Here is a 24552-nt window from a genome sequence, read left to right on the forward strand (position 1 = left end):
ATCCCTTGTCCCTGCTCAAGACCGTCGACACAAACCCGGCCTTCCCGCCGCAAGAATCCACGGCGCTGCCCGAACGGCTGATTACCGGCAGCCCGGCCTTCAAGACCTGGGCGCAGGACGCCGCCAAAGACGATCTCGTCCACACCGGCGTCTGGGAAGCGACGCCTGGGGAAACGCGCTCGATCAAGGGCGAGACTTTCGAGTTCTGCCACATCCTCTCGGGCGTGATCGAAATCACGCCGGACGGCGGCAAGCCAGTGACCTACCGCACCGGCGACAGCTTCGTGATGAAACCTGGCTTCACCGGGATTTGGAAGACCATCGAAACGGTCCGCAAGATCTATGTGATTGTGAGCTGACAGAACCCGCGCGAGGTGCCGGCCGGCGCGGAAGATTTTGCCGTCTCTCGTGCCTGACACGCAACATTCGTCGGTGGCAGATCACCGAACAGCGCATGCTGCGTGCCGGCACGCGCTACGCTCCAGCCGATGCCGCAGAGTGGTTGTCGATGAGCCTGAGCTTCGATCCCGATACAATCCCGCTTCCCGTCGGCCATTTCATTGGCGGGGAGCTGATCGCGGCCGATGGTACGATCGAGATGCACCGACCGTCGGATGGCAGAGCGTATGCCGCCTGTCCGATCGCCGGCCCCGAGGTGATCGACCGCGCAGTGGAAAGCGCCAAGGCCGCGCTGAAGGTCAGCAACTGGGGCGGCGTCCGACCACGCGAGCGCACCAGGGCACTCCAGGCCTGGGCCGACCTGATCGAAGCGGAGGCCGAAACGCTGGCCAGGATCGAGGCGCTGTGCTCCACCCGGCCCGTCGGCCAGCTCATCGCCGGCGACATCGCTATCACCGCCGAGCAGATCCGCTTCTTCGCCGAGTTCGCCGACAAGGAAGGCAGCGAGCTGGTGCCGACCGACGACACCACTCTCGGCATGATCATGAGCGAGCCTTATGGCGTGGTCGGCGCGATCACGCCGTGGAATTTTCCGATCTCGATGGCCGGGTGGAAGCTCGGTCCGGCACTGGCCGCGGGCAATGCGGTCGTGCTGAAGCCGTCGGAAATGACGCCCTTTTCGGCAGTCTACATGGCACAACTCGCCGTCAAAGCAGGCTTGCCGGCAGGGCTTATAAACGTGGTGCTTGGAGACGGTCCGACGACCGGCACGGCACTGACCGGCCATACCGAGATCGCCAAGGTCAGCTTTACCGGCTCGACCCGCGCCGGATCGGCCATCATGGAGAATGTCGCCCGCACCGGCGTCAAGCCGATGACGCTGGAGCTCGGCGGCAAGAGCCCGCAGATCGTCTTTGCCGATGCCGATCTGGACAAGGCCGCAACGGCAATCGCCGGCAGCGTCACCTTCAACGCCGGCCAGGCCTGCGTCGCCGGCACCCGCCTGATCGTAGAGAACAGCGTGGCCGACAGGCTGACGGCCGCGATCCTAGAGAAGATGAAGGCGGTACGACCCGGCCCGACCTGGGACGACGCGATCCAATATTCGCCAATCATCTCGGAGCGGCAGCGGGCGCGTGTCGATGGCATCGTGCGGGCCGCGATCGAGGCAGGCGGCGAATGCCTGACCGGGGGCGGCGTCATGGACAGCCCAGGCTATTTCTACGAGCCGACGCTGATCACAGATGTGGATCAGGCCAATCCGGCGATCGTCGAGGAAATCTTCGGCCCGGTCCTGACCATCCAGACCTTCGAGACCGAGGAAGAGGCGCTGGCGTTGTCCATCCATCCAACCTACGGGCTGGCTTCCGGCCTGTTCACCGCCGACCTGTCCCGCACCATCCGCTTCGCCCGCAAGCTCGAAGCGGGCACCGTCTGGGTCAACCGCTACAGCCGCTCGCGCGACCATATCCTGCCGACCGGCGGCTACAAGCGCTCCGGCATCGGCAAGGACCTCGGCCGCGAGGCCTATCTCGCCAACCGCAGGACCAAGAGCGTCCTGATCAGCCTCTAGAGAGATGCCGATGAAGTCTTACTCGATCGCTCTGATCCCCGGTGACGGCATCGGCCGCGACGTGACCGCCGCCGCCTGGTCCGTGCTGGAGACCGCGGCCAACCACTCAGGCTTTGCCTTGACCGGAACCGAATTCCCCTGGTCCTGCAAATACTACAAGGATACCGGCCGCATGATGCCCGAGGACGGCATCGCGACCTTGCGCGGCTTCGACGCCATCCTTCTCGGCGCGGTCGGCTGGCCGGCGGAGGTACCGGATTCCGTATCTCTGCACGGCCTGCTGCTGCCGATCCGCAAGGCATTCGTGCAATATGCCAACATCCGGCCGCACCGCCTGCTGCCGGGCGTGACGGGCCCGCTACGGGCGGAAAACTTCGACATATTGTGCATCCGCGAGAACACCGAAGGCGAATATTCGGGCGCCGGCGGGCGCGTGCATCAAGGCACGCTGGACGAGGTCGCGGTGGAGACCTCGATCTTCACCCGTGCCGGCGTCGAGCGCATCCTGCGCTTCGGCTTCGAGCAGGCGCGGACAAGGCGCGGCAAACTGGCCTCCGTCACCAAGTCCAACGCGCAGAAATACTCGATGGTGTTCTGGGACGAGATCACGCGCAAGCTGGCGTCGGACTATCCGGACGTTGAAGTGACCAGCTATCATGTCGATGCGCTCGCCGCCCGCATGATCATGGCGCCGGAGAGCCTCGACGTGGTCGTCGCCTCCAACCTGTTCGGCGACATCCTGACCGACATCGGCGCGGCGATCCAGGGCGGGCTCGGTTACGCCGCCTCGGCCAACATCAATCCTGACCGCTCGGCGCCGTCCATGTTCGAGCCGGTGCACGGCTCCGCGCCCGACATCGCCCATCTCGGCATCGCCAATCCGATCGCCGCCATCTGGTCAGGCTCGATGATGCTCGATCATCTCGGTGAGAAGGCCGCGGCCGACGGCATTATGAAGGCGGTCGAGGCCGCAACCGCCAGAGGCATAGGCACCATTCCCGGCAAGGACCGCACGGAGGCCATCACGGCCGCCGTCGTTGCGGCGCTCACCTGATTGCAAGGTCGTTTTCAATGAAAAACCTGAAAGACAAAAGTCTGTTTCGCGAAGCCGGCCTGATCGGTGGCAACTGGGTCGCCGCCGGTTCCGGCAGGACGGTCGACGTCGTCGATCCGGCGACCCAGGCGGCGATCGGCTCGGTGCCCGACATGGTCGGTCCGGAGACCCGTGCGGCCATAGAGGCCGCGGCGTCCGCCTATGGCGACTGGAAGAAGAAGACCAACGCCGAGCGCGCTGCTCTCCTGGAGGCCTGGCATGGGCTGATGCTGGCGCATCTGGACGATCTCGCGCTGATCCTGACGACCGAACAGGGCAAGCCGCTGGACGAGGCCAAAGGTGAGATCCGCTATGGCGCCTCCTTCGTCAAATGGTTCGCGGAGGAGGCGCGCCGCATCAATGGCCACACCATCCCCTCGCCCACGTCCGACCGCCGCATCATCGTGCTGAAGGAACCGGTAGGCGTTTGCGGCATCATCACGCCGTGGAACTTCCCCAACGCGATGATCACCCGCAAGGTCGCGCCGGCGCTGGCCGCGGGCTGCACCGTGGTGATCAAGCCGTCCGAGTTCACCCCCTATTCGGCGCTGGCGCTCGGCGTGCTTGCCGAACGGGCGGGCATCCCTGCCGGCGTCATCAACATCGTCACCGGCATGCCCACGGAGATCGGCAACGAGATCATGGCGAACGAGACCGTTCGCAAGATCTCCTTCACTGGCTCGACGCGCGTCGGCTCGCTGCTGATGCGCGGCGCGGCCGACAGCGTGAAGAGGCTCAGCCTGGAGCTCGGCGGCAACGCCCCCTTCATCGTCTTCGACGACGCCGATCTCGACCTCGCCCTCGAGGGTGCGCTGGTCTCGAAGTTCCGCAATGGCGGCCAGACCTGCGTCTGCGCCAACCGCATCCTCGTCCAGGCCGGAGTCTACGAAGCCTTCGCCGCGAAGCTTTCCGTCCGCGTCAACGCCATGACGGTGGGACCGGGCACGCAGCCCGGCGTCGCCATCGGGCCGATGATCAACATGGCGGCGGTCGAGAAGATCAACCGCCACGTCGAGGACGCGCTCGCCAAGGGTGCTGCGATCATCACCGAGAAGCCGGCATTGCCCGACGGCCCACAGTATGTGGCGCCGCTGGTGCTGAGCGGCGCTACAAAGGACATGCAGCTCGCCGGCGAAGAGACGTTCGGCCCGGTCGCGCCACTTTTCCGGTTCGAGACGGAAGAGGAAGCGATCGCGCTGGCCAATGGCACGCCCTACGGGCTTGCCTCCTACTTCTACACCGAGAATTTGAAACGCGCCTGGCGCGTCGGCGAGGCGCTGGAGTTCGGCATGGTGGGCTTGAACACCGGCTCGGTCTCGATCGAAGTCGCCCCCTTCGGCGGCGTCAAGCTGTCCGGCCTCGGCCGCGAGGGCGCGCAGGCCGGCATCGAGGAATATCTCGAGATGAAAAGCTTTCACATCGGCGGGCTGGGCTGAGGCGGATTTTTGCCAAAGCCGGGCCACGCCAGATCGACGCTCACTGAATCCGGTCGAGCGCCTTGTAGTAGAGGCCGACCATCGGCAGGAACCAGGGCTTGCCGGAATAGCCGGGAATGGAGGGCCATTCGAGCCCCTTCAGCGGATTGCGATCTTGGCGGCCGAGCATGGCATCGGCCAGGATCATGCCGAGATGGGTGGAGAGCTGCGCGCCGTGGCCGGAATAACCCATCGCGTACCAGACACCGTCATGATAGCCGGCGCGCGGAAAGCGGTCCTTGGTCATATCGACCAGTCCGCCCCAGCAATAGTCGATCTCGACCTTGGCGAGTTGCGGGAAGATCGCGGCAAGTCCCGCCCGCAAGATCTGTCCGCTCCTGGCGTCGGAGCGCTGGTCCGATGTCGCCGAAAAGCGTGCGCGACCGCCAAAGATCAGCCGATTGTCCGGCGAAAGCCGGAAGTAATTGCCGATGTTCATCGAAGTCACGCATGTCCGGTTGCCGGGCATGGTCGCGGCGATCTCGGCGTCGCTCAGCGGCCGCGTGGCGATGATGAAGCTACCGACGGAAATGATCCTGCGGCGGAAATAACTGAAATTCGGCGTGGTGTAGGCGCCGGTCGCCACCAGCACATTGTCGGCGCTGATCCGGCCACGCGAGGTGGTCAGCTCATGCCTGCCGCCGGCCTGCTTGCGGTCGGTCACCGCCGTGTTCTCGTAGATGACGGCGCCATGGCGGGCGGCTGAAGTGGCGAGACCCGCCACATAGCGGCCCATATGCATCATGGCGCTCTTCTTCGACAGCATCGCGCCGTGGAAGGGTGAACCGATCTCAGACTTGAGATCCGCCGCCGACAGCAGCGCCGTATCCGGATCCACCTCGGCATGGAGGGCTTCAAAGTTGCGGGCGATCGCATCAAAATGCTGCGGCTTGGAGGCGAGCTTCAGCTTGCCCGCGCGGCGGAAGTTGCAGTCGATGCCTTCCTCGGCGACCAGTGCCTCGATGGTATCGACGGAGTCGTCCAGAGCGCGATATAGCGCGATTGCGCGTTCCTTGCCGAGCTCCGCCTTGGCTGAGAGATAGCTGTGGGCGAGGCCGTTGTTGAGGTGTCCGCCATTGCGCCCGGATGCGCCCCAGCCCACCCGCTCCGCCTCCAGCACGGCCACCTTGGCACCGGCCTTCGCCAGCTGGCGCGCGGCGGCGAGGCCGGTGAAGCCGCCGCCGATGATCGCGGCATCGTAGTGCCCCTCGACCGGGCCTTGCGCCCCGCCGGAAAAGGCCGGAGCGGTGTCGTGCCAGTAGGAGACGAACTTCATCGGCAATCCGCCTGTTTCAGAGCCCAACCACGCCCGCAAGACCCGAAATGTCCGATATCTCGACATAGCCGTAGTACGGGTTGGCCGGTTCGTGGCCGCGATTGACCCATACCTTGTTCTTGATGCCGAGATCGTGTGCCGACATCAGGTCGTAGCGGAACGAAGACGAGCAGTGGAGGATATCCTCCGGGCCGCAACCCAGCCTGTCGAACATATATTCGAAGGCCTTGAAGCGGGGCTTGTAGGCCTGCGCCTGCTCGGCCGTGTAGACGGCATGGAACGGCGCGCCGAGCTTCTCGACATTGGACATGATCTGCACGTTCATGGCGTTGGACAGGATGACCAGCGGAATTTCCTTGGCGACCTTCGCCAGGCCGGCCGGAACGTCGGCGTGGGGTCCCCAGGTCGGAACGCGCTCGTAGACCACCCCAGCATCGTCGGCGCTGAAGGCGACGCCGTTGCGCTTGCAGGTGCGCTCGAGCGCGTTGTGGACGACATCGGCATAGGGCTTCCAGTCGCCCATGATCTCGTCGAGCCGATAGGCCGAGAAATTCTTGATGAATTCCTGCATGCGCGGCTCATCGAGGCGGCTGCCGTAGAGGTCGCGCGCCGCTTCCGCCATCTGGAAATGGATCAACGTGCCGTAGCAGTCGAAGGTGATGTATTTGGGCCTGAAGGAAGCCATGTCCGTCGATCTCCGGTGGAAGCACATCCGCGTGGGATGTATTTCATCATAGGACGGCAGGCAGCGGCCCACCTGACCGAAATCGCCCTCCCGAAAGCAGAAAGTTCCGTATCCGCCATCCGGTTTGGCACGCTGTAGCATATGGCGTGCCGATTGCGGTGCCGGGCGCGGTGTGAGGCGCCTCCATCGCGGACGGTGTCAGCACAAGATGCGGCGCACCCCTCACGCTACGGCGAAAGATACTGTCGAAGCCAAAGCCTTCAGACGATCTGCGGCGCGCCGATGGCCGAGACTTGGGCAGCAGACGGAAGGATGCCTCATGCCGCAGGGCGAGATCGAACTCCAAGCCTTTGGGCCGGACCATATCGAGGGTGCGGTGGCGCTTTCTCGCCAGGAGAATTGGCCGCATCGCCCACAGGACTGGCAGATGGCGCTGCAGCTTTCGAGCGGCGCGGTCGCGCTCGACGGTCAGGGCCGCGTCACCGGAACCATCCTGGTCACGCCCTACGGCATGGATTGCGCCATGATCAACATGGTGATCGTCGACAGGAACGCGCGCGGCAAGGGGCTCGGGCGCCGGCTCATGGATCAGGCCTTCGCCTTGGCCGGGAACCGTCCGCTGCGGCTCGTCGCGACGTCAGACGGCATGCCTCTCTATGAGAAACTGGGCTTCGTGCCCTCCGGCACGATCCTGCAGCATCAGGGCAAGATTGCGGAGCTTAGCGCGCCCGATGGCGTGGAAGCCGCAAGCATCGACGATCTGCCTGACATCAAGGCGCTGGACCGCGACGCTTATGGCGCCGACCGTGAAACTCTGATCGATGCGCTGGCGGAGCGCGGCCAATTCGCGGTCATCCGCCGCGACGGCGCCATCGAGGCCTATGCCGCTATCCGCCCGTTTGGACGCGGCGAGGTGATCGGTCCGGTCATCGCGGGAAGCGTTGACGAGGCGAAGGCCCTGATCGGCTTCTTTGCCGCGCCGCGTCCCGGCGCCTTCCTGCGCGTGGATACCGGCAGCGTGACCGGCATCGCCAGCTGGCTCGAGGAAATCGGCCTCACCCATGTCGGCGGTGGCGTGGCCATGGACCGTCCGCCCAAGAACGGCGCGGAACAGATCAGACCGAAAGTTTACGCCCTCGCCAACCAGGCGCTTGGCTAGTCGGAGGACAACAATGCTCGCCAATTCCCTGATCGAACTCGACCGCGGCCATCTCATTCATCCGGTCGCCTCATATCGCGGCCATGAGGCGCTCGGCGTCCGCGTGCTGAAATCGGCGAAGGGTGCGACCGTGACCGAAGCGTCCGGCCGGCAACTCGTCGACGGCTTCGCGGGGCTGTGGTGCGTCAATGCCGGCTACGGCCACGACAGCATCGTCGAGGCGGCGGCCCGGCAGATGCGCGAGCTTCCCTACGCCACCGCCTATTTCGACCTCGGTTCGGAGCCGGCCATCCGGCTCGCCTCGGAACTGGCCGAGCGCGCGCCGGGCGACCTCAATCACATCTTTTTCACGCTTGGCGGGTCCGACGCGGTCGACAGCACGATCCGTTTCGTCCGCTACTACTGGAATGCCAAGGGCGAGCCGCAACGCGACCAGTTCATTTCCATAGAGCAGGGCTATCACGGCTCGTCTGTAGTCGGCGCGGGCCTGACCGCCCTGCCCGCCTTTCACGCCGGCTTCGGCATTCCCTTCGAATGGCAGCACAAGATCCCTTCCCCCTATCCCTATCGCAACCCGGTCGGCGAGGACGGCAATGCGATCATCGCCGCATCGCTCGCCACGCTGAAGGGCAAGATCGAGGAGCTCGGACCGGAGCGGGTCGCCGCCTTCTATGCCGAGCCGATCCAGGGCTCGGGCGGCGTCATCGTCCCGCCGAAAGGCTGGATCAGGGCCATGCGCGAACTCTGCCGGGAGTACGGCATCCTGTTCATCGCCGACGAGGTGATCACCGGCTTCGGCCGCACAGGACCTCTCTTCGCCTGCACGGACGAGGAGATCGTTCCGGACTTCATGACGACCGCGAAGGGGCTGACCTCGGGCTATGTTCCCATGGGCGCCGTGTTCATGGCCGATCATGTCTACGATGTCATCGCCGACGGTGCGGGCGCCTCGGCCGTCGGCCACGGCTACACCTATTCCGCCCATCCCGTCAGCGCCGCCGTCGCGCTCGAAGTGTTGAAGCTCTATGAAGACGGCCTTCTGGACAATGGCATCAAGGCCGGTGCCCGCCTGATGGCGGGATTGAAGGGCCTCAGAGACCACCCGCTGGTCGGCGACGTGCGCGGGCGCGGCATGCTTGCCGCCATCGAACTGGTGGTCGACAAGGACAAGAAGACGCCGCTTCCGGCGTCGGCGATGCCGGCACGGCGCATCTTCGACAGGGCCTGGGACAACGGCCTGATCATCCGTGCCTTTGCCAACGGGGTTCTCGGCTACGCTCCCCCGCTCTGCTGCACCGACGCCGACATCGACGCGATCATCGAGCGCACGCGCCGGACGCTAGACCAGACGCTGGACGATCCCGATGTCCGCCAGGCTCTGACATGATGGCGGCGAAATATGTCGTGTCTCGAAATATCGCCGGGGCGGACGATTTCGCAATTTTGTGCCGCCCCCTCACGCCTTTTCGGCGAATCCAGCGCGGGGGAAGTGCCAGACTGCAGTTAAGACAAGGCCAGAAAGCCCGGATTTCCGGGCCTTCGAAAAGGGCCGACGCCCCGGACAGCACGGAATTTTGTTCTGTTCAACACATGCAATTCGGCCGTACGCAGAGGAGAGCCAGTCTTGGCCAGGGGCTTTAGCGAATTCAAATACTTGACCTTCGATGTGGTTGGCACGCTGATCGACTTCGAAGGCGGCATCACGACCTGCCTGGCGGAAATTGCCGCCGAGGCCGGCGTTTCGATCGATGCCGAGGAAGCGCTGAGCCTCTACCGGCAGGCCCGCTACATGCCCGATGCGGGCCTATTCCCCGACGATCTCGTACGTGTCTACAAGGTCATCGCGCCGCGGCTCGGCCTGCCGGCTGACGAAAAATACGGCGTCCGCCTGCGGGACTCCGCCAGTGTCTGGCAAGGCTTCCCGGACAGCGCGGCTGCATTGGCGGAGCTTGCGAAGTCGCATAGGCTGATCGCGATGACCAATGCCCGGCGCTGGGCGCTCGATCATTTCGAGAAGCAGCTCGGCTCGCCCTTTTTCGCCACCTTTACGGCCGACGATACAGGCACAGAGAAACCGGACCCGGCCTTCTTCCAGAAGGTCTTCGATTTCGTCGCCTCAAGGGGCGACAGCAAGGACGATATCCTGCACGTCGCGCAAAGCCAGTATCACGACATCGGCATATCCCGGGCGCTTGGCTTGACCAACTGCTGGATCGAGCGCCGGCATGCCCAGAAGGGCTATGGCGGCACGATCGAACCCGAGCGCTTCACCGTGCCGGACTACCACTTCACCTCAATGGCCGCGTTGGCGTCGGCCGTGCGGGAAAGCCTGAAGGAACGAACCTGAGCCCGGAAAGCCGCGTCAAGACGAGCAACCCGGAAAACAAACAGAAAGGGGAATGATATGACCGACAAGATCACGAACTGGACCAGCGCAGACGATGCCATGGTCGAAAATGCCATTCGGCGGGGCGCGAGCCGCCGCGAACTCCTCAAGATGCTGTTGGCTGGCGGCGCCGCGATTGCCGCGGGCAGCGTGGTGCTTGGCCGTGCCACCAATGCCGTCGCCGCCACGCCGGTTTCCGGCGGGACTTTCAAGGCCGCCGGCTGGTCGTCCTCGACCGCCGACACGCTCGATCCGGCAAAGGCGTCGCTGTCGACCGACTATGTCCGCTGCTGCTCGCTCTACAACCGCCTGACTTTCCTCGACAAGGATGGCGTCACGCAGATGGAGCTGGCCGAAAGCTTCGACAGCAAGGACGCCAAGACCTGGACGGTGAAGCTACGCAAGGGCGTCACCTTCCATGATGGCAAAGACCTCACCGCAGACGACGTCGTCTTCTCGCTGAAGCGCCATCTCGACAAGGCTGTCGGTTCCAAGGTCGCCAAGATCGCCGCGCAGATGACCGGCTTCAAGGCCGTCGACAAGTCCACGGTCGAAATCACGCTCGCCGACCCGAATGCCGACCTCCCGACCATCCTGGCGCTGCACCACTTCATGATCGTCCAGGACGGCACTACGGACTTCTCCAAGGGCAATGGCACCGGCGCCTTCGTGCTGCAAACGTTCGAGCCGGGCGTGCGTTCGGTGGTCACCAAGAACAAGAACTACTGGAAGTCGGGCAAGCCCTATCTCGACTCGTTCGAGTTCATCGCCATCAGCGACGACAGCGCCCGCGTCAACGCGCTCCTGTCTGGCGACATCAGTTTCGCCGCCTCGATCAATCCGCGCGCGATGAAGCTCATCGGCGGCCAGCAGGGTTTCGAACTGTCGAAGACGACTTCGGGCAACTACACCGACCTCAACATCCGGCTCGATATGGATCCGGGCAGCAAGGCCGACTTCGTGGCCGGCATGAAGTATCTCGTCAACCGTGAGCAGATCGTCAAATCGGCGCTGCGTGGGCTCGGCGAAATCGGCAACGACCAGCCCGTCTCGCCGGCGAACATCTACCACAACGCCGACGTCAAGCCGAAGGCTTTCGACCCGGACAAGGCGAAGTTCCACTTCCAGAAGGCGGGCCTGCTCGGCCAGTCCATCCCGGTGGTCGCTTCCGACGCGGCGACCTCGTCGATCGACATGGCGGTGATCATCCAGGCCGCCGGAGCGGATATCGGCATGAAGCTCGACGTCCAGCGCGTCCCGTCCGACGGCTATTGGGACAATTACTGGCTCAAGGCGCCGATCCATTTCGGCAACATCAATCCGCGCCCGACGCCGGACATCCTGTTCTCGTTGCTCTACGCCTCCAACGCGCCCTGGAACGAAAGCCAGTACAAGTCCGAGAAATTCGACAAGCTGCTCGTCGAAGCGCGCGGCCTGCTCGACCAGGCCAAGCGCAAGGAGATTTACGGCCAGATGCAGGCCATGGTCTCCGAGGAGGCCGGCACCATCATCCCGGCTTACATTTCCAACGTCGATGCCCTCTCCAGCAAGGTGAAGGGTTTGGAGGCGAACCCGCTCGGTGGCATGATGGGCTACGCAATGGCGGAATATCTCTGGCTCGAAGCCTGAGAGGCGCCTGCCAGGGACCGGATAGCGGGTCCCTGGCACCCTATTGCGCAACATGGCTTGGCCGAACGCAACCGCAGGAGCGCTTCCATGACGTCTGGGGTTCTAAACCTCGTGCTGAAGCGGCTGGCAATCGCGGTTGTCACGCTTTTGATCGTTCTGTTCGCCGTGTTTTTCGCCACCAGCATGCTGCCCGGCGACACCGCGTCGATCCTGCTCGGCCAGGCGGCGACCCCGGAAGCCGTCGCCGGCCTGCGCGATGCCATGCATCTCAACGATCCGGCAATCCTGCGCTTCCTGCGCTGGCTTCTCGGCCTGCTCCACGGCGATCTCGGCACCTCCTATGCCAATCAGATGCCGGTTGCGGCGCTGATCGGCGGGCGCTTCGTCAACACAATGGAGCTCGCCGGCATCACCACGCTGCTCTCGGTGCCGCTGGCGCTGACGCTCGGCATCACCGCCGCCATGTTGCGCGGCTCCCTCTACGACCGCACCGTCACCATTCTTTCGATCGGCGTCATCTCCGTGCCGGAGTTCATGGTCGCGACCCTCGCGGTCCTGCTTTTCGCCGTTTATCTCAAATGGCTGCCGGCATTGTCCTCGGTCAATGAGGCGCATACGCTGACCGACCTCGTGCGCATCTATGCGATGCCGGTGATCACGCTCACCTTCGTCATCTCAGCCCAGATGATCCGCATGACCCGTGCCGCGGTGATCGAAACGCTTTCCACGCCTTATGTCGAGATGGCGCTGCTCAAGGGCGCCTCGCGCAGCCGCATGGTGCTGAGGCATGCGCTTCCCAATGCGCTCGGGCCGATCGTCAACGCGGTTGCGCTGTCGCTGTCCTATCTGGTCGGCGGCGTCATCATCGTGGAGACGATCTTCAACTATCCCGGCATCGCCAAGCTGATGGTCGATGCGGTCGCGACCCGCGACCTGCCGCTGATCCAGAGCTGCGCGATGATCTTCTGCCTCGGCTATCTCTTGCTCATCACCGTCGCCGACATCATCGCCATCATGTCCAACCCGAGGCTCAGGTGACGATGGCGCGCGTGGCAGCTCCCCGGCGGTCCTTCCTGGGTCACAGTTACAATCTCGTGGGCGTCGTGGCCGCGCTGGTCATCCTGGCGTGGACGCTGATCGCCATCTTCGCGCCCACCATCATTCCCCATTCGATCGGCGACATCGTCGACGACGATTATTTCGGCCCGATGCGTCAGGGCCTGTGGCTCGGCTCGGACTATCTGGGGCGCGATATGCTCTCGCGGGTGCTGATGGGCGCGCGCTACACCGTCGGCATTTCGCTCGCCGCCGTCGCCATCGCCTGCTTCTCGGGCGTCGTGCTGGGGATGATCGCAGCCGTCACCGGCGGCTGGCTCGACACCTGCCTCAGCCGCTTCCTCGATGCCCTGAACTCCATTCCCAGCAAGCTGTTCGGCCTTGTGGTCGTCGCCGCGGTCGGCTCGTCGATCCCGGCGCTGATCCTGACGCTCGCCGTCATCTACATACCGGGCGCCTACCGCTTCGCGCGGGCGCTCGCCGTCAACATCAACAGCATGGACTTCATGACCGTCGCCCGTGTCCGCGGCGAAAGCACCGCCTATCTCATCGGGTCCGAGATCCTGCCCAATATCATCCGCCCGGTGCTGGCCGACTTCGGCCTGCGCTTCGTCTTCATCGTGCTTTTGCTCTCCGGCCTGTCCTTCCTCGGGCTCGGCCTGCAACCGCCGCTCGCCGACTGGGGCGCGCTGGTGCGCGAGAACATCGGCGGCCTGCCCTTCGCGGCTCCCGCTGTCATCGTTCCCTCGCTGGCGATCGCCAGCCTCACCATCAGCGTCAACCTGCTGATCGACAACCTGCCGCAGAAGATCAGGGACAGGGACGCATGACCAATCTGGTCCAGGTCAGGAATCTGAGGATCGAGGCGACGACCGACTCCGGACGTGTCGTCGAAATCATCAAGGGCGTCAGCCTCGACATCGCCGACGGCGAGATCGTCGCCCTGATCGGTGAGAGCGGCTCCGGCAAGACGACGGTGGCGCTCTCGCTCATGGGCTATGCGCGGCCCGGCTGCCGGATCATCGGCGGCGAGATCAATGTGAACGGCAAGAACATGGCCGCACTTTCCGAAAAGCAGCGCGCCAAATTGCGCGGCACCGACATTGCCTATGTTCCGCAAAGTGCCGCCGCCTCGTTCAACCCCTCGTCCACCATCATGGAGCAGGTGATCGAGGTTACGCGCATCCACGGCCTGATGCCGCCCGAGCAGGCGCGAAAGCGCGCGGTCGAGCTGTTCAGGGCCTTGTCGCTGCCGGACCCGGAAGGGATCGGCGCGCGTTATCCGCACCAGGTTTCAGGCGGGCAATTGCAGCGGCTGTCGGCGGCCATGGCGCTTATCGGCGATCCCAAGCTGATGATCTTCGACGAGCCGACAACGGCACTCGACGTGACGACGCAGATCGACGTGCTGAAGGCATTCAAGTCGGTCATGCGGGCTGGCGGGATAGCGGGGGTCTACGTTTCGCACGATCTCGCGGTCGTCGCCCAGATCGCCGACCACATTGTGGTGCTGAAGGGCGGCGAAGTGCAGGAGACCGGCACCACCGCTCAGATTCTTTCGGCCGCCCAGCACCCCTATACGCGCGAACTTTTGGCTGCCTTCGAGCCGAAGCCGCGGCAAGCGCATGCGGACGCGGATGCCGGCGCCAAGCCGTTGCTGCGCATCGACAATGTGACGGCCGGCTACGGCGCGGTGCGGGCTGACGGACTGCCGCTTATCCGCGCTGTCAATTCCGTCAGCCTGGTCGTCGAGAAGGGGCGCAATCTCGGCGTCATCGGCGAATCCGGCTGCGGAAAATCGACGCTGGCGCGCGTCATCGCCGGCATCCATCCAGCGGCGGCCGGCGACATCGTCTTCGACGGCAAGCAACTGGAGCGCGCTGCAAGGAAACGCAGCCAGGACCAGCTGCGCGAGATGCAGATCGTGTTCCAGTATGCCGATACCGCGCTCAATCCGGCCAAGCCGGTCGAAGACATCATTGCCCGGCCGCTGGCCTTCTAGCACGGGCTCGACAGGCAGGCGCGCTCGAAGCGTGTCGACGAACTGCTCGACATGGTTCGCCTGCCCAGGACGCTGCGCTATCGTCGCCCGTCGGAGCTCTCGGGCGGCCAGAAGCAGCGCGTGAATTTGGCGCGCGCGCTGGCGGCCGACCCCAAGCTGATCATCTGCGACGAAATCACCTCGGCGCTCGACACGGTGGTGGCGGCCGCCGTGATCGAACTGCTCAAGGAGTTGCAGCGCGAGTTGGGCCTTTCCTACATCTTCATCAGCCACGACCTCTCCGTCGTCGAAGCGATCTGCGACGAGATCATGGTCATGTACAATGGCGAGCGGGTGGAGCAGATCACGCCCGACAAGCTGAAAGTGCCCACCCACCCCTATTCCAAGCTTCTGTTCTCCTCCGTGCCGAAGCTCGATCCGACGTGGCTCGATGGCCTCGTCCGCGACCCCGAGCTTGTCAGCCAGTACGGCCATCGCTGACGAAACGGCAGAGCCTCACCTCGGAAACAGGCTGGGCAACGGCATGTGCGCCTTGACGATGGGAGACTTCAGCACCACGAAGCTGAAATACTTGTCGATGCCGATATCCATGTCGGTCAGCCGCTCCATGATCGCCTGGTACTCGCCGATACCGGCGGCCACGAATTTCATCAAATAGTCGTAACGGGCGGAAACGCGGTGGCATTCGACGGCCGCATCAACCTTGTCGATGGCGGCAAGGAAACGCGCGAAGTCGATCTGACGGTGGTTCTTGAGCGTAATTTCCGTGAAGACGGTGAGTGTCCGCCCCAGCTTTGCAATGTCGATCTGCGCTGAATAGCGCACGATATAGCCTTCGGCCTGCAGCTTCTTTACCCGCATCAGACAGGGGCTGGGGGAGAGATTGACCAGTTCCGCCAGCTCCACATTTGTGATGCGGCCGTTCTTCTGCAGCTCATACAGAATCTTGATGTCAATCCGATCGAGTTTCATGGGGCCCGTCTAAAATTGCGAGCAGAGCCGGTAGGCCTCATAGATCGACGAGTAGATGTCCCTGCTGGCAACTGCGTCTCCAATGCGGTGCAAGACGAACGATCCGGCAGCTTGGGGACCATTGTCCCCCTTCGTTTCCGTTCCCGTCATGAGTGCTATGTCGGTGACGCCGTTATTGGCTGAGCGCGCCCGCAATTCCTGGTAGGTGTCCTCCATGGGCACCGTGCCGCGCTCGACGATGAGTTGGGCTGCCATCATTTCCGTTTCCGCACCGGTGAGTTCATGCCGGAACGTGGCGGCGATCCCATTGCCCTGGCGCGCTGCCTTGACCAAGCGCAAATCGCTGACGACCCGGATGCCGCGTTCCGAGGCGCGTTTGCGAAAACTCGCCCTGTCCGGATAGGGCGTCTCGATCGCCAGCGTGTCGTCCGCTATGGCCAGGCTGACCACGCGCCCCGGACGGGCAAGATGCAAAGCGCAGGAAACTGCGGCCTGGCGACCGGTCTCGTCGTAGATCAGCACATCGTCCTTCGCCGGCACGACCCCGGTCAGGACGTCCCAGACGCTGTCGCAATGTTCGACGCCCTCCAGCCGTTCCATATCGGGAATGCCACCGGTTGCGACGATGACCGCGTCCGGTTTTGCGGCAAGGACGATTTCTGCGTCCGCGTAGGTGTTGAGACGGACGTCCACGCCCAGGCGAGCGAGCTCGCCGGTACGCCAGTCGACTATGCCGATGAGATCCTTGCGATCGGACGCCGAGGCCGCGACGAGCACCTGCCCACCAAGCTGCGCCCCGGCTTCGAGCAGGCTCACTCTGTGGCCGCGCTCGGCGGCGACCCTTGCCGCTTCCATTCCGCCCGGACCACCGCCGACCACGACCACCCGTTTCGGTGTTTCAGCCCGCACGATGGTATGGCTGATGATCGTTTCATGGCCGCTGGCCGGGTTGTGAATGCACTGCACCTTCTTGTACAGGCAGTAGGACGCGCCGACACACGGGCGAATGCGTTCTTCTTCTCCGCGCATCACCTTGTTGACGATATGGGGGTCGGCAATATGCGCCCGGGTCATGCCGACCAGGTCGACAAGGTTCTCGCGGATGGCATGCCGCGCCGTGGCTACGTCCCGGATGGCTGCGGCGTGGATGACGGGCAGCCTGGTTTCCCGTTTGAACTGCCCGACCAGCGGCAGAAACGGCGCGCTGGCGCTGAACATGCCGGGCATGTTCTGCTCGGCCAAGGACAGGTCGGTGTCCATGCGGCCAAAGATGCAATTGAAGAAATCGACATGGCCTTCCCGCTCGAACAGCCTGGCGAAGGCAAGGCATTCCTCGAAATCCGACCCGTCGTCGACCGCCTCGTCGATCACCAACCGGATGCCGACAGCGAAGTCGTCGCCCACCGCACGGCGTACCGCCTCGTGAACCATCAGGCCGAAGCGTGCGCGGTTTTCCAGCGAGCCGCCGAAGCCATCCGTGCGTCTGTTGGTTCTGAGCGAGAGGAATTGCCCGATCAGATGGCCGCCGGTGACGGTCTCGACGCCATCCAGACCGCCGTCCAGGCAGCGCCTGGCGGCACTGGCGTAATCCTTGATGATGCGATCGATGTCCGCGGCATCCATCTCCTTCGGAAAATTCCGGTTTCGCGTCTCGCGAACGCGTGACGGCGCCACAGGCGGCAGCCAATTCCCGGCATAGGCAGTAGCGCGCCGGCCAAGATGCGAGACCTGGCACATGACGGCGGCGCCGTGGCGATGGATTCGCTGCGACAGCGACTGGAGATGGGGGACGATACGGTTGGTCGAAAGGTCCAGCTGACCGCCGCCCCAACTGGAGTCGGGCGAGGTCATGGCCGAGCCGCCCGCCATGGTCATCGCCAGGCCGCCGCGCGCTTTCTCCTCGTGGTAGCGCTGGTAGCGCTCGAGCGGCAGGCCGCCATCGTCCAGCATCGAGGCATGACTGGTGCTGACAACACGGTTGCGCAGCGTCAGACCCTTGAGCCGAAATGGCTGAAGCAGAGGATCGCTGGATGTGCTGCCCGCCTGAGATGCCGCTATCTTCACGTCCTGCTCCACCCCATTCATGGAGCTTATAGTTCGTCATTTGCGGGGCTGGAGAAAGCTTGAAAATTGTTGGGGCGGCTATACGCTGGGCGTATGGCTGGTTTTGCAAAACTCGTTCCCTCCGCGCGCGGACTGCTTGTGTTCGAAGCTGCTGTCCGGTCGGGCAGTTTCACCGCCGCCGCGCGCGAATTCAACGTCACGCAACCATCGATCAGCCGCAGCATTGCCCAGCTCGAGGCCGATTTTGGCGTCGCTCTGTTCACGCGGGGTCCAACTGGGTTGGCGCCGACTGCAGAAGCGCGTGCCCTCTATTCGGCCGTGCGGGAGGGATTTGACGGCATCGCGGAGGTGATCCGGAGAATCAAGCAGAACAGCGCTGCAAAGCCGGTGGTGACCCTTTCCCTTTCGAGTTCTCTGGCAACGTATTGGTTCGTCCCGAGGCTGGGGGCTTTCAACACGAGGTTTCCTGATGTCGACCTGAGGTTCGAACTGATCGCGGGCGTGCTGCGGGGACCTGCCGAAAATGTCGACCTTGCCACGAGAATCCTGGCCGATGACGACACCCACTATCACCACTGGGCATTCTCGCCTGAGATCATCGTTCCGGTGTGCAGCCCATCCTATTTGTCGGCCCACGGTCGGTTGATCCATGCCGGAACCGGGGAAGGCCATGCCCTGCTTCACCTGACCGACGCCAAGGAGCAGTGGCTGGACGCCTGGGGCAGTGTGGCGGACCGCAAGACCAGCAGGGCAAAGTGGCTCGAATTCTCGGACTACGCGGTCGTGCTTCAGGCCGCGATGAACGGGGAAGGCGTGGCGCTCGGCTGGCTCAGCAACGTTTCAAGGGCATTGCTTCAGGGAACGCTTGTCCCGGCCTCGGACAGGCAGATCAAGACGGGCCGTATCCATCAGTTGATTGCGCCGCGCTCACGGCCGGTACGGCCTGTCGTCTCCGATATCCGCGCCTGGATGATTGCCGAGATGCAAGCCGAATTGAAGGCACTGCACCCGATCTTGCGGCCGGACATCCTGTAGCGCGGCGCACGGCGCGGCCATCGCTGACTACCTCGGAAACAGGCTGGGCAGCGGCATGTGCGCCTTGACGATCGGTGACTTCAGCACCACGAAGCTGAAATACTTGTCGATGCCGATATCCATGTCGGTCAGCCGCTCCATGATGGTCTGGTACTCGGCTATGCCGGCGGTCACGAATTTCATCAAATAGTCGTAGCCGCCCGACACGAGGTGGCATTCGATGACCTGGTCAATCTTCTCCACGACGGCGAGAAAGCGGGCGAAGTCCACCTGACGATGGTTCTTCAAGGTGATCTCGGTGAACACGGTCAGCGTCTGGCCGAGCTTGCCGATGTTGACCTGTGCGGAATAGCCTTCGATGTAGCCCTCCGACTGAAGCTTCTTGACCCGCATCAGGCACGGGCTTGGCGACAGATGCACCAGTTCGGCCAGTTCCACATTGGTGATGCGGCCGTTCTTCTGCAATTCGTGAAGAATTTTGATATCGATCCGATCCAGTTTCATGGCCGTCTCCGCAGAACCTATGCCGCAGCACAAAATGCTGCCGTACCAACAGCTATCGACACTACCACAGCCGGTTGGCCTGTCCATCCAAGCGGACAGCGCTTTGGAACGCAGCGGCTCCCGATTTCGACCGAGCTTACGGAATAAAATTCTGCTTCGGCCGCAACTGCGGCAGCGGCTGCCTGCGCAACACGGTAGATTGGCGCTCCAAGGCAGAGAGACCATGCGCGCACCGCTGCAGCAAATCGAGACATCTGGCGAACTGCCACAGTCGGCGGACGCGGTGGTGATCGGCGGCGGCATCGTCGGTGTCTTCGCGGCCTACTACCTTGCGCGGCGCGGCATGAAGGTCGCGCTTGTCGAAAAGGGACGCATCGGCGCCGAGCAGTCCTCGAGGAACTGGGGATGGTGCCGTCAACAGAACCGCGACGCGCGCGAACTACCGATGGCGACCCGCAGCCTCGATCTGTGGCACCGCTTTGCGATGGAAACCGGTGAAGACACCGGCTTTCGTCGCTGCGGCCTGCTCTATCTCAGCAATGACGATGCGGAATTGGTCGGCTGGGTGCGCTGGCGTGATTTTGCCAGAACGGCCGGCGTCACCACCCACATGCTTGACAGCGCCGAGGCCAGCGAGCGGGGCCGTGCCACGGGCCGGACCTGGAAGGGCGGTGTCTTCTCGCCGACCGACGGCACCGCCGATCCATCGCGGGCCGCACCCTCGGTCGCCCGGGCCATCCTCAAGCTCGGGAGCACCGTGCACCAGAATTGCGCCGCGCGCGGCATCGAGACCGAGGGCGGACGCCTGAGCGGCGTGGTCACCGAAAGCGGTACGATCCAGACCAAGGTAGCGGTGCTGGCCGGCGGCGCCTGGGCATCCTCCTTTTGCCGGCAGTTCGGTTTCCGCTTTCCGCAGGCGTCGATCCGCTCCTCCATCCTGTCCGTCTCGCCCGGCGCGGAGGGTCTGCCGGATGCGCTGCACACGGCAGGGATTTCGGTCACGCGTCGCGGCGACGGCGGCTACACGCTCGCCATAAGCGGACGCGGCCGCGTGGACGTGACACCGCAGCAGCTGCGCTTCTCCTCGCAGTTCCTGCCCATGTTCCTGAAGCGGTGGCGAAGCCTCGCACCCGGCGGGCTGCAGGGCGTGCGCTCGGGCCACGAAACGCTCCGGCGCTGGCGGCTCGACCAGCCGACGCCGATGGAGCGGATGCGCATTCTCGATCCGGTCCCGGACCAGGCGACCATCCGCTTGACCCATGCCAGGGCGCTCGCACTTCTGCCCGACCTTCGAAAGACCAGGATCAGCGCGGCCTGGGCCGGCTACATCGACAGCACGCCGGACGGCGTGCCTGCCATCGGCGAGATCAATACCATTCCTGGTTTCTTCCTGGCTGCCGGGTTTTCGGGACATGGCTTCGGCATCGGACCCGGCGCCGGGCATCTCGTCGCCGACCTGATGACGGGGTCGCAACCGATCGTCGATCCGCAATCCTATGATCCCCGGCGCTTCGACACTTCGGCCTGGGGGAAGGTTGCCGATTTCTAGACTGGGACGGGATCCTCATCCATGCGCTGTCGCCGGAATTGCATCAGCCTTCCCGGAGAAAGGCGCCGATAGGCGCAGGCCGTACAGGCGCCTGCCCGCGAAACCGGCCAATGGCGTCCGGCGTGCAGCCGGCCTGCGCCGCTGCGAGTTCGACGGCAGCCAACTGGCAATAGCGTCCCTGACAACGCCCCATACCGACGCGTGAGAGCGACTTCAACCGGTTGGCCTCGCCGCCGCCGAAATCCACACTCTGGCGTACCTCTCCGGCAGTCACGTTCTCGCAGCGGCAGACGATCGCGTCGTCGGGGAGCGCCCGCACCGTCTCGGCAGGCCAGGGAAAAGCGCAAGCCAGGCCGCGCGCAAAGCGCTCGAGCCGTGCAAGTTTGCGCAGATCGGCCGCGGTGGAGGGCGCCGGAAATCCAAGATCGGCAAGGCACGCCGCCGCCGCCAGGCGCCCCGCGATCTCCGCGCCATCTGCTCCCAGAAGGCGAACTCCATCGCCCGCAAGATAGACTCCGTTGCCGGCGCGGCCCATCTCATCGGTCTTTGGCAGCCATTGCCGCCACTGGTCGTCATAAATGAAGGCACATCCCGCCAGGTCTGCCAGATGCGTCTCGGCCCGCAGGTGCCAGCCCATGCCTATCGTGTCGCAAGGCGTGAAGTGCTGCCTTCCGCCGGCGTCGCGCCAGCGCATCGCTATGACACCCTTGCCGTCGGTCTCGATCTGCTCGAGCGTCACGCCCGCATGGTAGCGGCCTCCGAGCTTCGCCCGCAGGGCCACACCGCGCAGCGCGACCAACGGCCGGGCGGCAAGGTCCGAGAGCCCCCGCATCTGCTGGTGCCAGGAAGAGGTATCCAACACCGCCGCCACATCCGCTCCAGCCTTGACGAGCTGGGCGCCGACCAGCGTCAGCAAAGGCCCCGATCCGATCAGCACGATCCGCTGCCCCAGCGCTACGCCCTGCGCCTTGAGCGCGATATGCGCCGCGCCAAGGCTGTAGACGCCGGCGCTCTGCCAGCCCGGGACCGGAGCGACACGGTCGGATGCGCCGGTGGCAAGGATCAGGCGGTCAAAGCTGACTAGCTGCACCCCGCCTTCCCCCAGTACGTGCAGCCGCCCCTCCTGCACAGCGATGACCGAACTGCATGCGTGATGGGTGAGTCGCCCCTCTGCGGCTAGCCGGTCGAAGAGTGCATGCAGCGTGCGTGCCTTCGCCGCCTCCGACCCGTAGAGCTGCTCCGGCGTGCGGACGAACCCGTCAGGCGGGCGACGATAGATCTGGCCGCCGGCGCGATTGCCTTCGTCGATCACAACCGGATGGAGCCCCACATCGACCAGCGTCGTCGCCGCCCTTATGCCGGCGGGGCCGGCGCCCACGATCATAACCCGCGGCGGCAAGGTCTCGCTCACGGCCAGTTCTCCGGCGGCGCAGTGCGCAACCGCATGCCTTCGGCGATCAGGGTTGTGCATGCGCGCAGGCGCGGCCCCTCCTCCTGCCACACCCAGCAATCCTGGCAGGCTCCCATCAGGCAGAACCCGGCGCGCGGCTCGGATCCAAACTCGGAGGTCCGCAGGGCGTATCCCGACGCCAGCATGGCGGTCAGCACGGTGTCGCCCGCTAATGCGCTGCGCATCTGCCCGTCGAGAAAGAAATGCAGCTGCGCCCGCCCTAACTCAGCCAGCCGGACGATGCGGCCGGCGGTGATCATTCCGCGGCCTCCCGCACCGGACCCGGACGAGGCAGTTCGGGGAACCGTTCGCAGACCGCATCGAAAGCCTGCTGGACGCCCTCCGGTCCCGAGCGCCCCTTCATGCGGCGGAAGATCTCCGTCTTGGTGAAGAACCGCCAGTGGATCGGCAAGTCCCCCAGTATGGCAGTGAGCCGGTCATAGGCGGCCGGTGTCCACTGCGCTTCGTAGCCGTCGCGCTCCGGACCGAAATGGAAATGGCCGGCGGCCGGCTCGTGATGCGCGCGCCGCCTTTCCGTCGCCTGCTCATCGACCTCGCCTTCGCGAATGACGACGCCATAGTCGCGTTCGGCCGCGGCCGGCGAGACATAGCCGCGCCGCACATCCTGCGCGACCCGCCATGGCTCGCGCTGACGTGGGTCGCCGCGCCCGCCGCCTCCGGCGGAGCGGATCTCGAGCACGTCGCCGGGCTGCAGCACAGTGGTGTCAATGTTGCCCAGCCGCCGCTCGTGCTCGGTCCCCGGGTTGACGACCATGTCCGACAGGCCGGCCGCCTTGCCGCCGAGCACGCCCCAGGGACGGAAGAAGCTGCGGTCACGGTTGCGCGCCGTGATCCTGGAATCGGGGGCAAAGACGCGGAAGGCCATCTCGGTCGCCAGGCCGCCGCGCCAACGCCCCGCCCCGCCGCTGTCCTTGGCAAGCCCGTATTTCAGGAATTCAACCGGGGTCTCGGTCTCGGTGATCTCGATTGGCGTGTTCTTGAGATAGGCGGCATCCGCGCCTGAGCCGTTGGTCCCATCGCGATGCGGCATCGCGCCGCCGCCGCCGACCACGGGATTCACCGCCGTGATGACGGTCCGGCTGGTGCGCTCGTCCGTGGTCATGACATTGACGATGCAGTTGTTGCCGGCCGGAGCTGCTGGCAGGCGCTCCGGCACCGCTTGCGAGAAGGCGCCGAAGATGACCGACCGCAGCCGGGCGCAGGTGAGCGAGCGCATGCCGACGGCGGCGGGGTGGACCGGATTGAGCACGGAACCCTGGGGCGTGATGCAGGTGAACGGCCGGGTAAGGCCGGTGTTGAGCAGGATCTTCGGGTTCAGCGTGTAGAGCACGTAGTAGACACCCACCAGCAGCATGGTGTGTCGCGGGTCGCCGCCTGAAGGCACGTTGAGCGAGGAACCGAGCTGCGGATCGGAGCCGGTGAAGTCGAGCACCGCCTCGTCGCCCTTGATCGTCAGCATCAGCTTCAGCCGGCACGGATTGGCTTCGACCGAATCCTCATCGGCATAGTCGCAGAATTCCCATGTGCCGTCGGGCATGGAGCGCAGCACGTCGCGCGCCTGCGCTTCCGCCTGGTCGAGAAGCGCGGCAACGCCTTCGATGAAGCCGGCCTTGCCGAACTTCCTCACCATTGCCTGGATCTTGCGCTCGCCGGTGTTGAGTGCGCCGACCAGTGCCTTGATGTCGCCGATGTTGAGGTCGGGCTTGCGCACATTCGTGCTCATGATCCGCAGGATCGCCTCGTCGAAGACGCCTTCCCGCACCAGCTTCATCGGAGGAAAGCGGATGCCTTCCTGGTGGATTTCAGTCAGCGCCCGGCTGAGCGAAGCCGGCACAGCGCCACCCATATCGGTGTTGTGGATGTGCCCTCCGGTCCAGGCGACGATCTCGTCGTCGACGAAAACCGGCTTCCACAGATGCGTGTCGGGTGCGTGCGTGGCGACGTGACCGGAATAGGGATCGTTGGTAAAGGCAACGTCGCCCGGCCGGTAGTCGTCGACCATCGCGATCGCACGGTGATAGGAAAGCCCGGGATACCAGGTGGCGCCGAGTTCCATCGGCACGGCGAAGGTCGCTCCCGATCGATCCATCAGCATCACCGTAAAATCCTGCGTCTCCTTGACGAAGGCCGAGTGCGCGGTGCGGTGCAGCGTATGGGCCATGTTCTCGGCGGCCGCGCGGGCATGGTTGGCCAGAACCTGCAGGTTTGTGCGATCAAACATGGC

Annotated in this window: 20 protein-coding genes and 1 pseudogene; 13 read left to right on the plus strand and 8 right to left on the minus strand. The window is 64.5% G+C overall.

The genetic code is table 11. The features are described 5' to 3' along the window. The first annotated feature begins 5 nt into the window (after positions 1-5). The 4 genes from DBIPINDM_RS09240 to DBIPINDM_RS09255 all read left to right on the plus strand — a co-directional run bounded on the left by DBIPINDM_RS09240 (position 6) and on the right by DBIPINDM_RS09255 (position 4501). The gene (locus tag DBIPINDM_RS09240; RefSeq protein WP_258589232.1) at positions 6-359 is read left to right on the plus strand and encodes a cupin domain-containing protein; all 354 of its coding nucleotides are present in this window, start codon (positions 6-8) and stop codon (positions 357-359) included. 149 nt (positions 360-508) lie between these two features. Beyond that, positions 509-1972 carry an aldehyde dehydrogenase family protein gene (locus tag DBIPINDM_RS09245; protein WP_258589233.1) on the plus strand — a complete coding sequence of 488 codons (1464 nt, stop codon included), beginning with the start codon at positions 509-511 and terminating at the stop codon, positions 1970-1972. A 10-nt stretch (positions 1973-1982) separates the two neighbouring features. Beyond that, positions 1983-3026, plus strand: a complete 1044-nt coding sequence (locus tag DBIPINDM_RS09250; RefSeq protein WP_258585444.1) for a tartrate dehydrogenase — start codon at positions 1983-1985, stop codon at positions 3024-3026. A gap of 17 nt (positions 3027-3043) precedes the next feature. Continuing rightward, complete coding sequence (locus tag DBIPINDM_RS09255; protein ID WP_258585445.1) at positions 3044-4501, plus strand: NAD-dependent succinate-semialdehyde dehydrogenase; 1458 nt, start codon at positions 3044-3046, stop codon at positions 4499-4501. Between the two features lie 40 nt (positions 4502-4541). Here the strand turns inward: DBIPINDM_RS09255 and DBIPINDM_RS09260 are convergent, their stop codons facing one another. Beyond that, positions 4542-5816, minus strand: coding sequence for an NAD(P)/FAD-dependent oxidoreductase (locus DBIPINDM_RS09260; protein WP_258585446.1), 1275 nt, complete (start codon positions 5814-5816; stop codon positions 4542-4544). Positions 5817-5832: 16 nt separating this feature from the next. Next, positions 5833-6501, minus strand: coding sequence for a haloacid dehalogenase type II (locus tag DBIPINDM_RS09265; protein WP_258585447.1), 669 nt, complete (start codon positions 6499-6501; stop codon positions 5833-5835). 319 nt (positions 6502-6820) lie between these two features. Between DBIPINDM_RS09265 and DBIPINDM_RS09270 the strand changes: the two genes are divergently transcribed. From DBIPINDM_RS09270 to DBIPINDM_RS09300, 7 genes and pseudogenes are all read left to right on the plus strand, one after another. Further along, a complete protein-coding gene (locus tag DBIPINDM_RS09270; protein ID WP_258585448.1) occupies positions 6821-7660 on the plus strand; it encodes a GNAT family N-acetyltransferase in 840 nt (279 codons plus the stop codon). Positions 7661-7673: 13 nt separating this feature from the next. Next, positions 7674-9047: an aspartate aminotransferase family protein gene (locus DBIPINDM_RS09275; RefSeq protein WP_258585449.1), complete on the plus strand. Its 1374-nt coding sequence runs from the start codon at positions 7674-7676 to the stop codon at positions 9045-9047. Positions 9048-9284: 237 nt separating this feature from the next. Then, entirely contained in the window at positions 9285-10007 is a 723-nt protein-coding gene (locus DBIPINDM_RS09280) for an HAD-IA family hydrolase (protein ID WP_258585450.1), read from the plus strand. A gap of 57 nt (positions 10008-10064) precedes the next feature. Further along, the gene (locus DBIPINDM_RS09285; protein ID WP_258585451.1) at positions 10065-11675 is read left to right on the plus strand and encodes an ABC transporter substrate-binding protein; all 1611 of its coding nucleotides are present in this window, start codon (positions 10065-10067) and stop codon (positions 11673-11675) included. A gap of 87 nt (positions 11676-11762) precedes the next feature. Then, positions 11763-12713 (plus strand): ABC transporter permease, encoded by a 951-nt coding sequence (locus tag DBIPINDM_RS09290; protein WP_258585452.1) that lies wholly within the window; start codon positions 11763-11765, stop codon positions 12711-12713. Positions 12714-12715: 2 nt separating this feature from the next. Next, positions 12716-13561, plus strand: coding sequence for an ABC transporter permease (locus DBIPINDM_RS09295; protein ID WP_258589234.1), 846 nt, complete (start codon positions 12716-12718; stop codon positions 13559-13561). Next, a pseudogene (locus tag DBIPINDM_RS09300) lies at positions 13558-15213 on the plus strand (ABC transporter ATP-binding protein). The gene DBIPINDM_RS09295 and the pseudogene DBIPINDM_RS09300 overlap by 4 nt, the downstream one beginning before the upstream one ends. A gap of 15 nt (positions 15214-15228) precedes the next feature. Here DBIPINDM_RS09300 and DBIPINDM_RS09305 read toward each other — a convergent pair. Further along, a complete protein-coding gene (locus DBIPINDM_RS09305; protein WP_258585453.1) occupies positions 15229-15705 on the minus strand; it encodes an Lrp/AsnC family transcriptional regulator in 477 nt (158 codons plus the stop codon). A gap of 9 nt (positions 15706-15714) precedes the next feature. Then, positions 15715-17790 (minus strand): NADH:flavin oxidoreductase, encoded by a 2076-nt coding sequence (locus DBIPINDM_RS09310; RefSeq protein WP_258585454.1) that lies wholly within the window; start codon positions 17788-17790, stop codon positions 15715-15717. Positions 17791-17862: 72 nt separating this feature from the next. Between DBIPINDM_RS09310 and DBIPINDM_RS09315 the strand changes: the two genes are divergently transcribed. After that, the gene (locus tag DBIPINDM_RS09315; protein ID WP_258585455.1) at positions 17863-18804 is read left to right on the plus strand and encodes a LysR substrate-binding domain-containing protein; all 942 of its coding nucleotides are present in this window, start codon (positions 17863-17865) and stop codon (positions 18802-18804) included. A 27-nt stretch (positions 18805-18831) separates the two neighbouring features. Here the strand turns inward: DBIPINDM_RS09315 and DBIPINDM_RS09320 are convergent, their stop codons facing one another. Then, on the minus strand, positions 18832-19308 hold the full coding sequence (locus tag DBIPINDM_RS09320; protein WP_258585456.1) for an Lrp/AsnC family transcriptional regulator: 477 nt from the start codon (positions 19306-19308) through the stop codon (positions 18832-18834). A 223-nt stretch (positions 19309-19531) separates the two neighbouring features. On the opposite strand from DBIPINDM_RS09320, the gene DBIPINDM_RS09325 reads away from it, so the two are divergent. Next, positions 19532-20857, plus strand: coding sequence for an NAD(P)/FAD-dependent oxidoreductase (locus tag DBIPINDM_RS09325; protein WP_258585457.1), 1326 nt, complete (start codon positions 19532-19534; stop codon positions 20855-20857). 43 nt (positions 20858-20900) lie between these two features. Here DBIPINDM_RS09325 and DBIPINDM_RS09330 read toward each other — a convergent pair whose 3' ends face one another. Genes DBIPINDM_RS09330 through DBIPINDM_RS09340 form a run of 3 tightly spaced genes read right to left on the minus strand, consistent with a single transcriptional unit; the run spans position 20901 to position 24549 of the window. Then, positions 20901-22241: an NAD(P)/FAD-dependent oxidoreductase gene (locus DBIPINDM_RS09330; protein WP_258589235.1), complete on the minus strand. Its 1341-nt coding sequence runs from the start codon at positions 22239-22241 to the stop codon at positions 20901-20903. Between the two features lie 23 nt (positions 22242-22264). Further along, positions 22265-22567, minus strand: coding sequence for a (2Fe-2S)-binding protein (locus DBIPINDM_RS09335; protein ID WP_258585458.1), 303 nt, complete (start codon positions 22565-22567; stop codon positions 22265-22267). Continuing rightward, positions 22564-24549, minus strand: a complete 1986-nt coding sequence (locus DBIPINDM_RS09340) for a hydantoinase B/oxoprolinase family protein (protein ID WP_258585459.1) — start codon at positions 24547-24549, stop codon at positions 22564-22566. The genes DBIPINDM_RS09335 and DBIPINDM_RS09340 overlap by 4 nt, the downstream gene beginning before the upstream one ends. Positions 24550-24552: the final 3 nt, after the last annotated feature.

The organism is Mesorhizobium sp. AR02 (genome assembly GCF_024746835.1).
Classification (GTDB): domain Bacteria; phylum Pseudomonadota; class Alphaproteobacteria; order Rhizobiales; family Rhizobiaceae; genus Mesorhizobium.

What these genes read in the sequence shown, in the direction of transcription:
- DBIPINDM_RS09265 (WP_258585447.1), bottom strand. Translation starts at nt 6,501, where the DNA reads ATGGCTTCCTTCAGGCCCAAATACATCACCTTCGACTGCTACGGCACG.
- DBIPINDM_RS09325 (WP_258585457.1), top strand. Translation starts at nt 19,532, where the DNA reads ATGCGCGCACCGCTGCAGCAAATCGAGACATCTGGCGAACTGCCACAG.
- DBIPINDM_RS09320 (WP_258585456.1), bottom strand. Translation starts at nt 19,308, where the DNA reads ATGAAACTGGATCGGATCGATATCAAAATTCTTCACGAATTGCAGAAG.
- DBIPINDM_RS09275 (WP_258585449.1), top strand. Translation starts at nt 7,674, where the DNA reads ATGCTCGCCAATTCCCTGATCGAACTCGACCGCGGCCATCTCATTCAT.
- DBIPINDM_RS09315 (WP_258585455.1), top strand. Translation starts at nt 17,863, where the DNA reads ATGGCTGGTTTTGCAAAACTCGTTCCCTCCGCGCGCGGACTGCTTGTG.
- DBIPINDM_RS09290 (WP_258585452.1), top strand. Translation starts at nt 11,763, where the DNA reads ATGACGTCTGGGGTTCTAAACCTCGTGCTGAAGCGGCTGGCAATCGCG.
- DBIPINDM_RS09295 (WP_258589234.1), top strand. Translation starts at nt 12,716, where the DNA reads ATGGCGCGCGTGGCAGCTCCCCGGCGGTCCTTCCTGGGTCACAGTTAC.
- DBIPINDM_RS09310 (WP_258585454.1), bottom strand. Translation starts at nt 17,790, where the DNA reads ATGAATGGGGTGGAGCAGGACGTGAAGATAGCGGCATCTCAGGCGGGC.
- DBIPINDM_RS09285 (WP_258585451.1), top strand. Translation starts at nt 10,065, where the DNA reads ATGACCGACAAGATCACGAACTGGACCAGCGCAGACGATGCCATGGTC.
- DBIPINDM_RS09245 (WP_258589233.1), top strand. Translation starts at nt 509, where the DNA reads ATGAGCCTGAGCTTCGATCCCGATACAATCCCGCTTCCCGTCGGCCAT.
- DBIPINDM_RS09330 (WP_258589235.1), bottom strand. Translation starts at nt 22,241, where the DNA reads ATGATCGTGGGCGCCGGCCCCGCCGGCATAAGGGCGGCGACGACGCTG.
- DBIPINDM_RS09260 (WP_258585446.1), bottom strand. Translation starts at nt 5,816, where the DNA reads ATGAAGTTCGTCTCCTACTGGCACGACACCGCTCCGGCCTTTTCCGGC.
- DBIPINDM_RS09305 (WP_258585453.1), bottom strand. Translation starts at nt 15,705, where the DNA reads ATGAAACTCGATCGGATTGACATCAAGATTCTGTATGAGCTGCAGAAG.
- DBIPINDM_RS09335 (WP_258585458.1), bottom strand. Translation starts at nt 22,567, where the DNA reads ATGATCACCGCCGGCCGCATCGTCCGGCTGGCTGAGTTAGGGCGGGCG.
- DBIPINDM_RS09270 (WP_258585448.1), top strand. Translation starts at nt 6,821, where the DNA reads ATGCCGCAGGGCGAGATCGAACTCCAAGCCTTTGGGCCGGACCATATC.
- DBIPINDM_RS09340 (WP_258585459.1), bottom strand. Translation starts at nt 24,549, where the DNA reads ATGTTTGATCGCACAAACCTGCAGGTTCTGGCCAACCATGCCCGCGCG.
- DBIPINDM_RS09255 (WP_258585445.1), top strand. Translation starts at nt 3,044, where the DNA reads ATGAAAAACCTGAAAGACAAAAGTCTGTTTCGCGAAGCCGGCCTGATC.
- DBIPINDM_RS09250 (WP_258585444.1), top strand. Translation starts at nt 1,983, where the DNA reads ATGAAGTCTTACTCGATCGCTCTGATCCCCGGTGACGGCATCGGCCGC.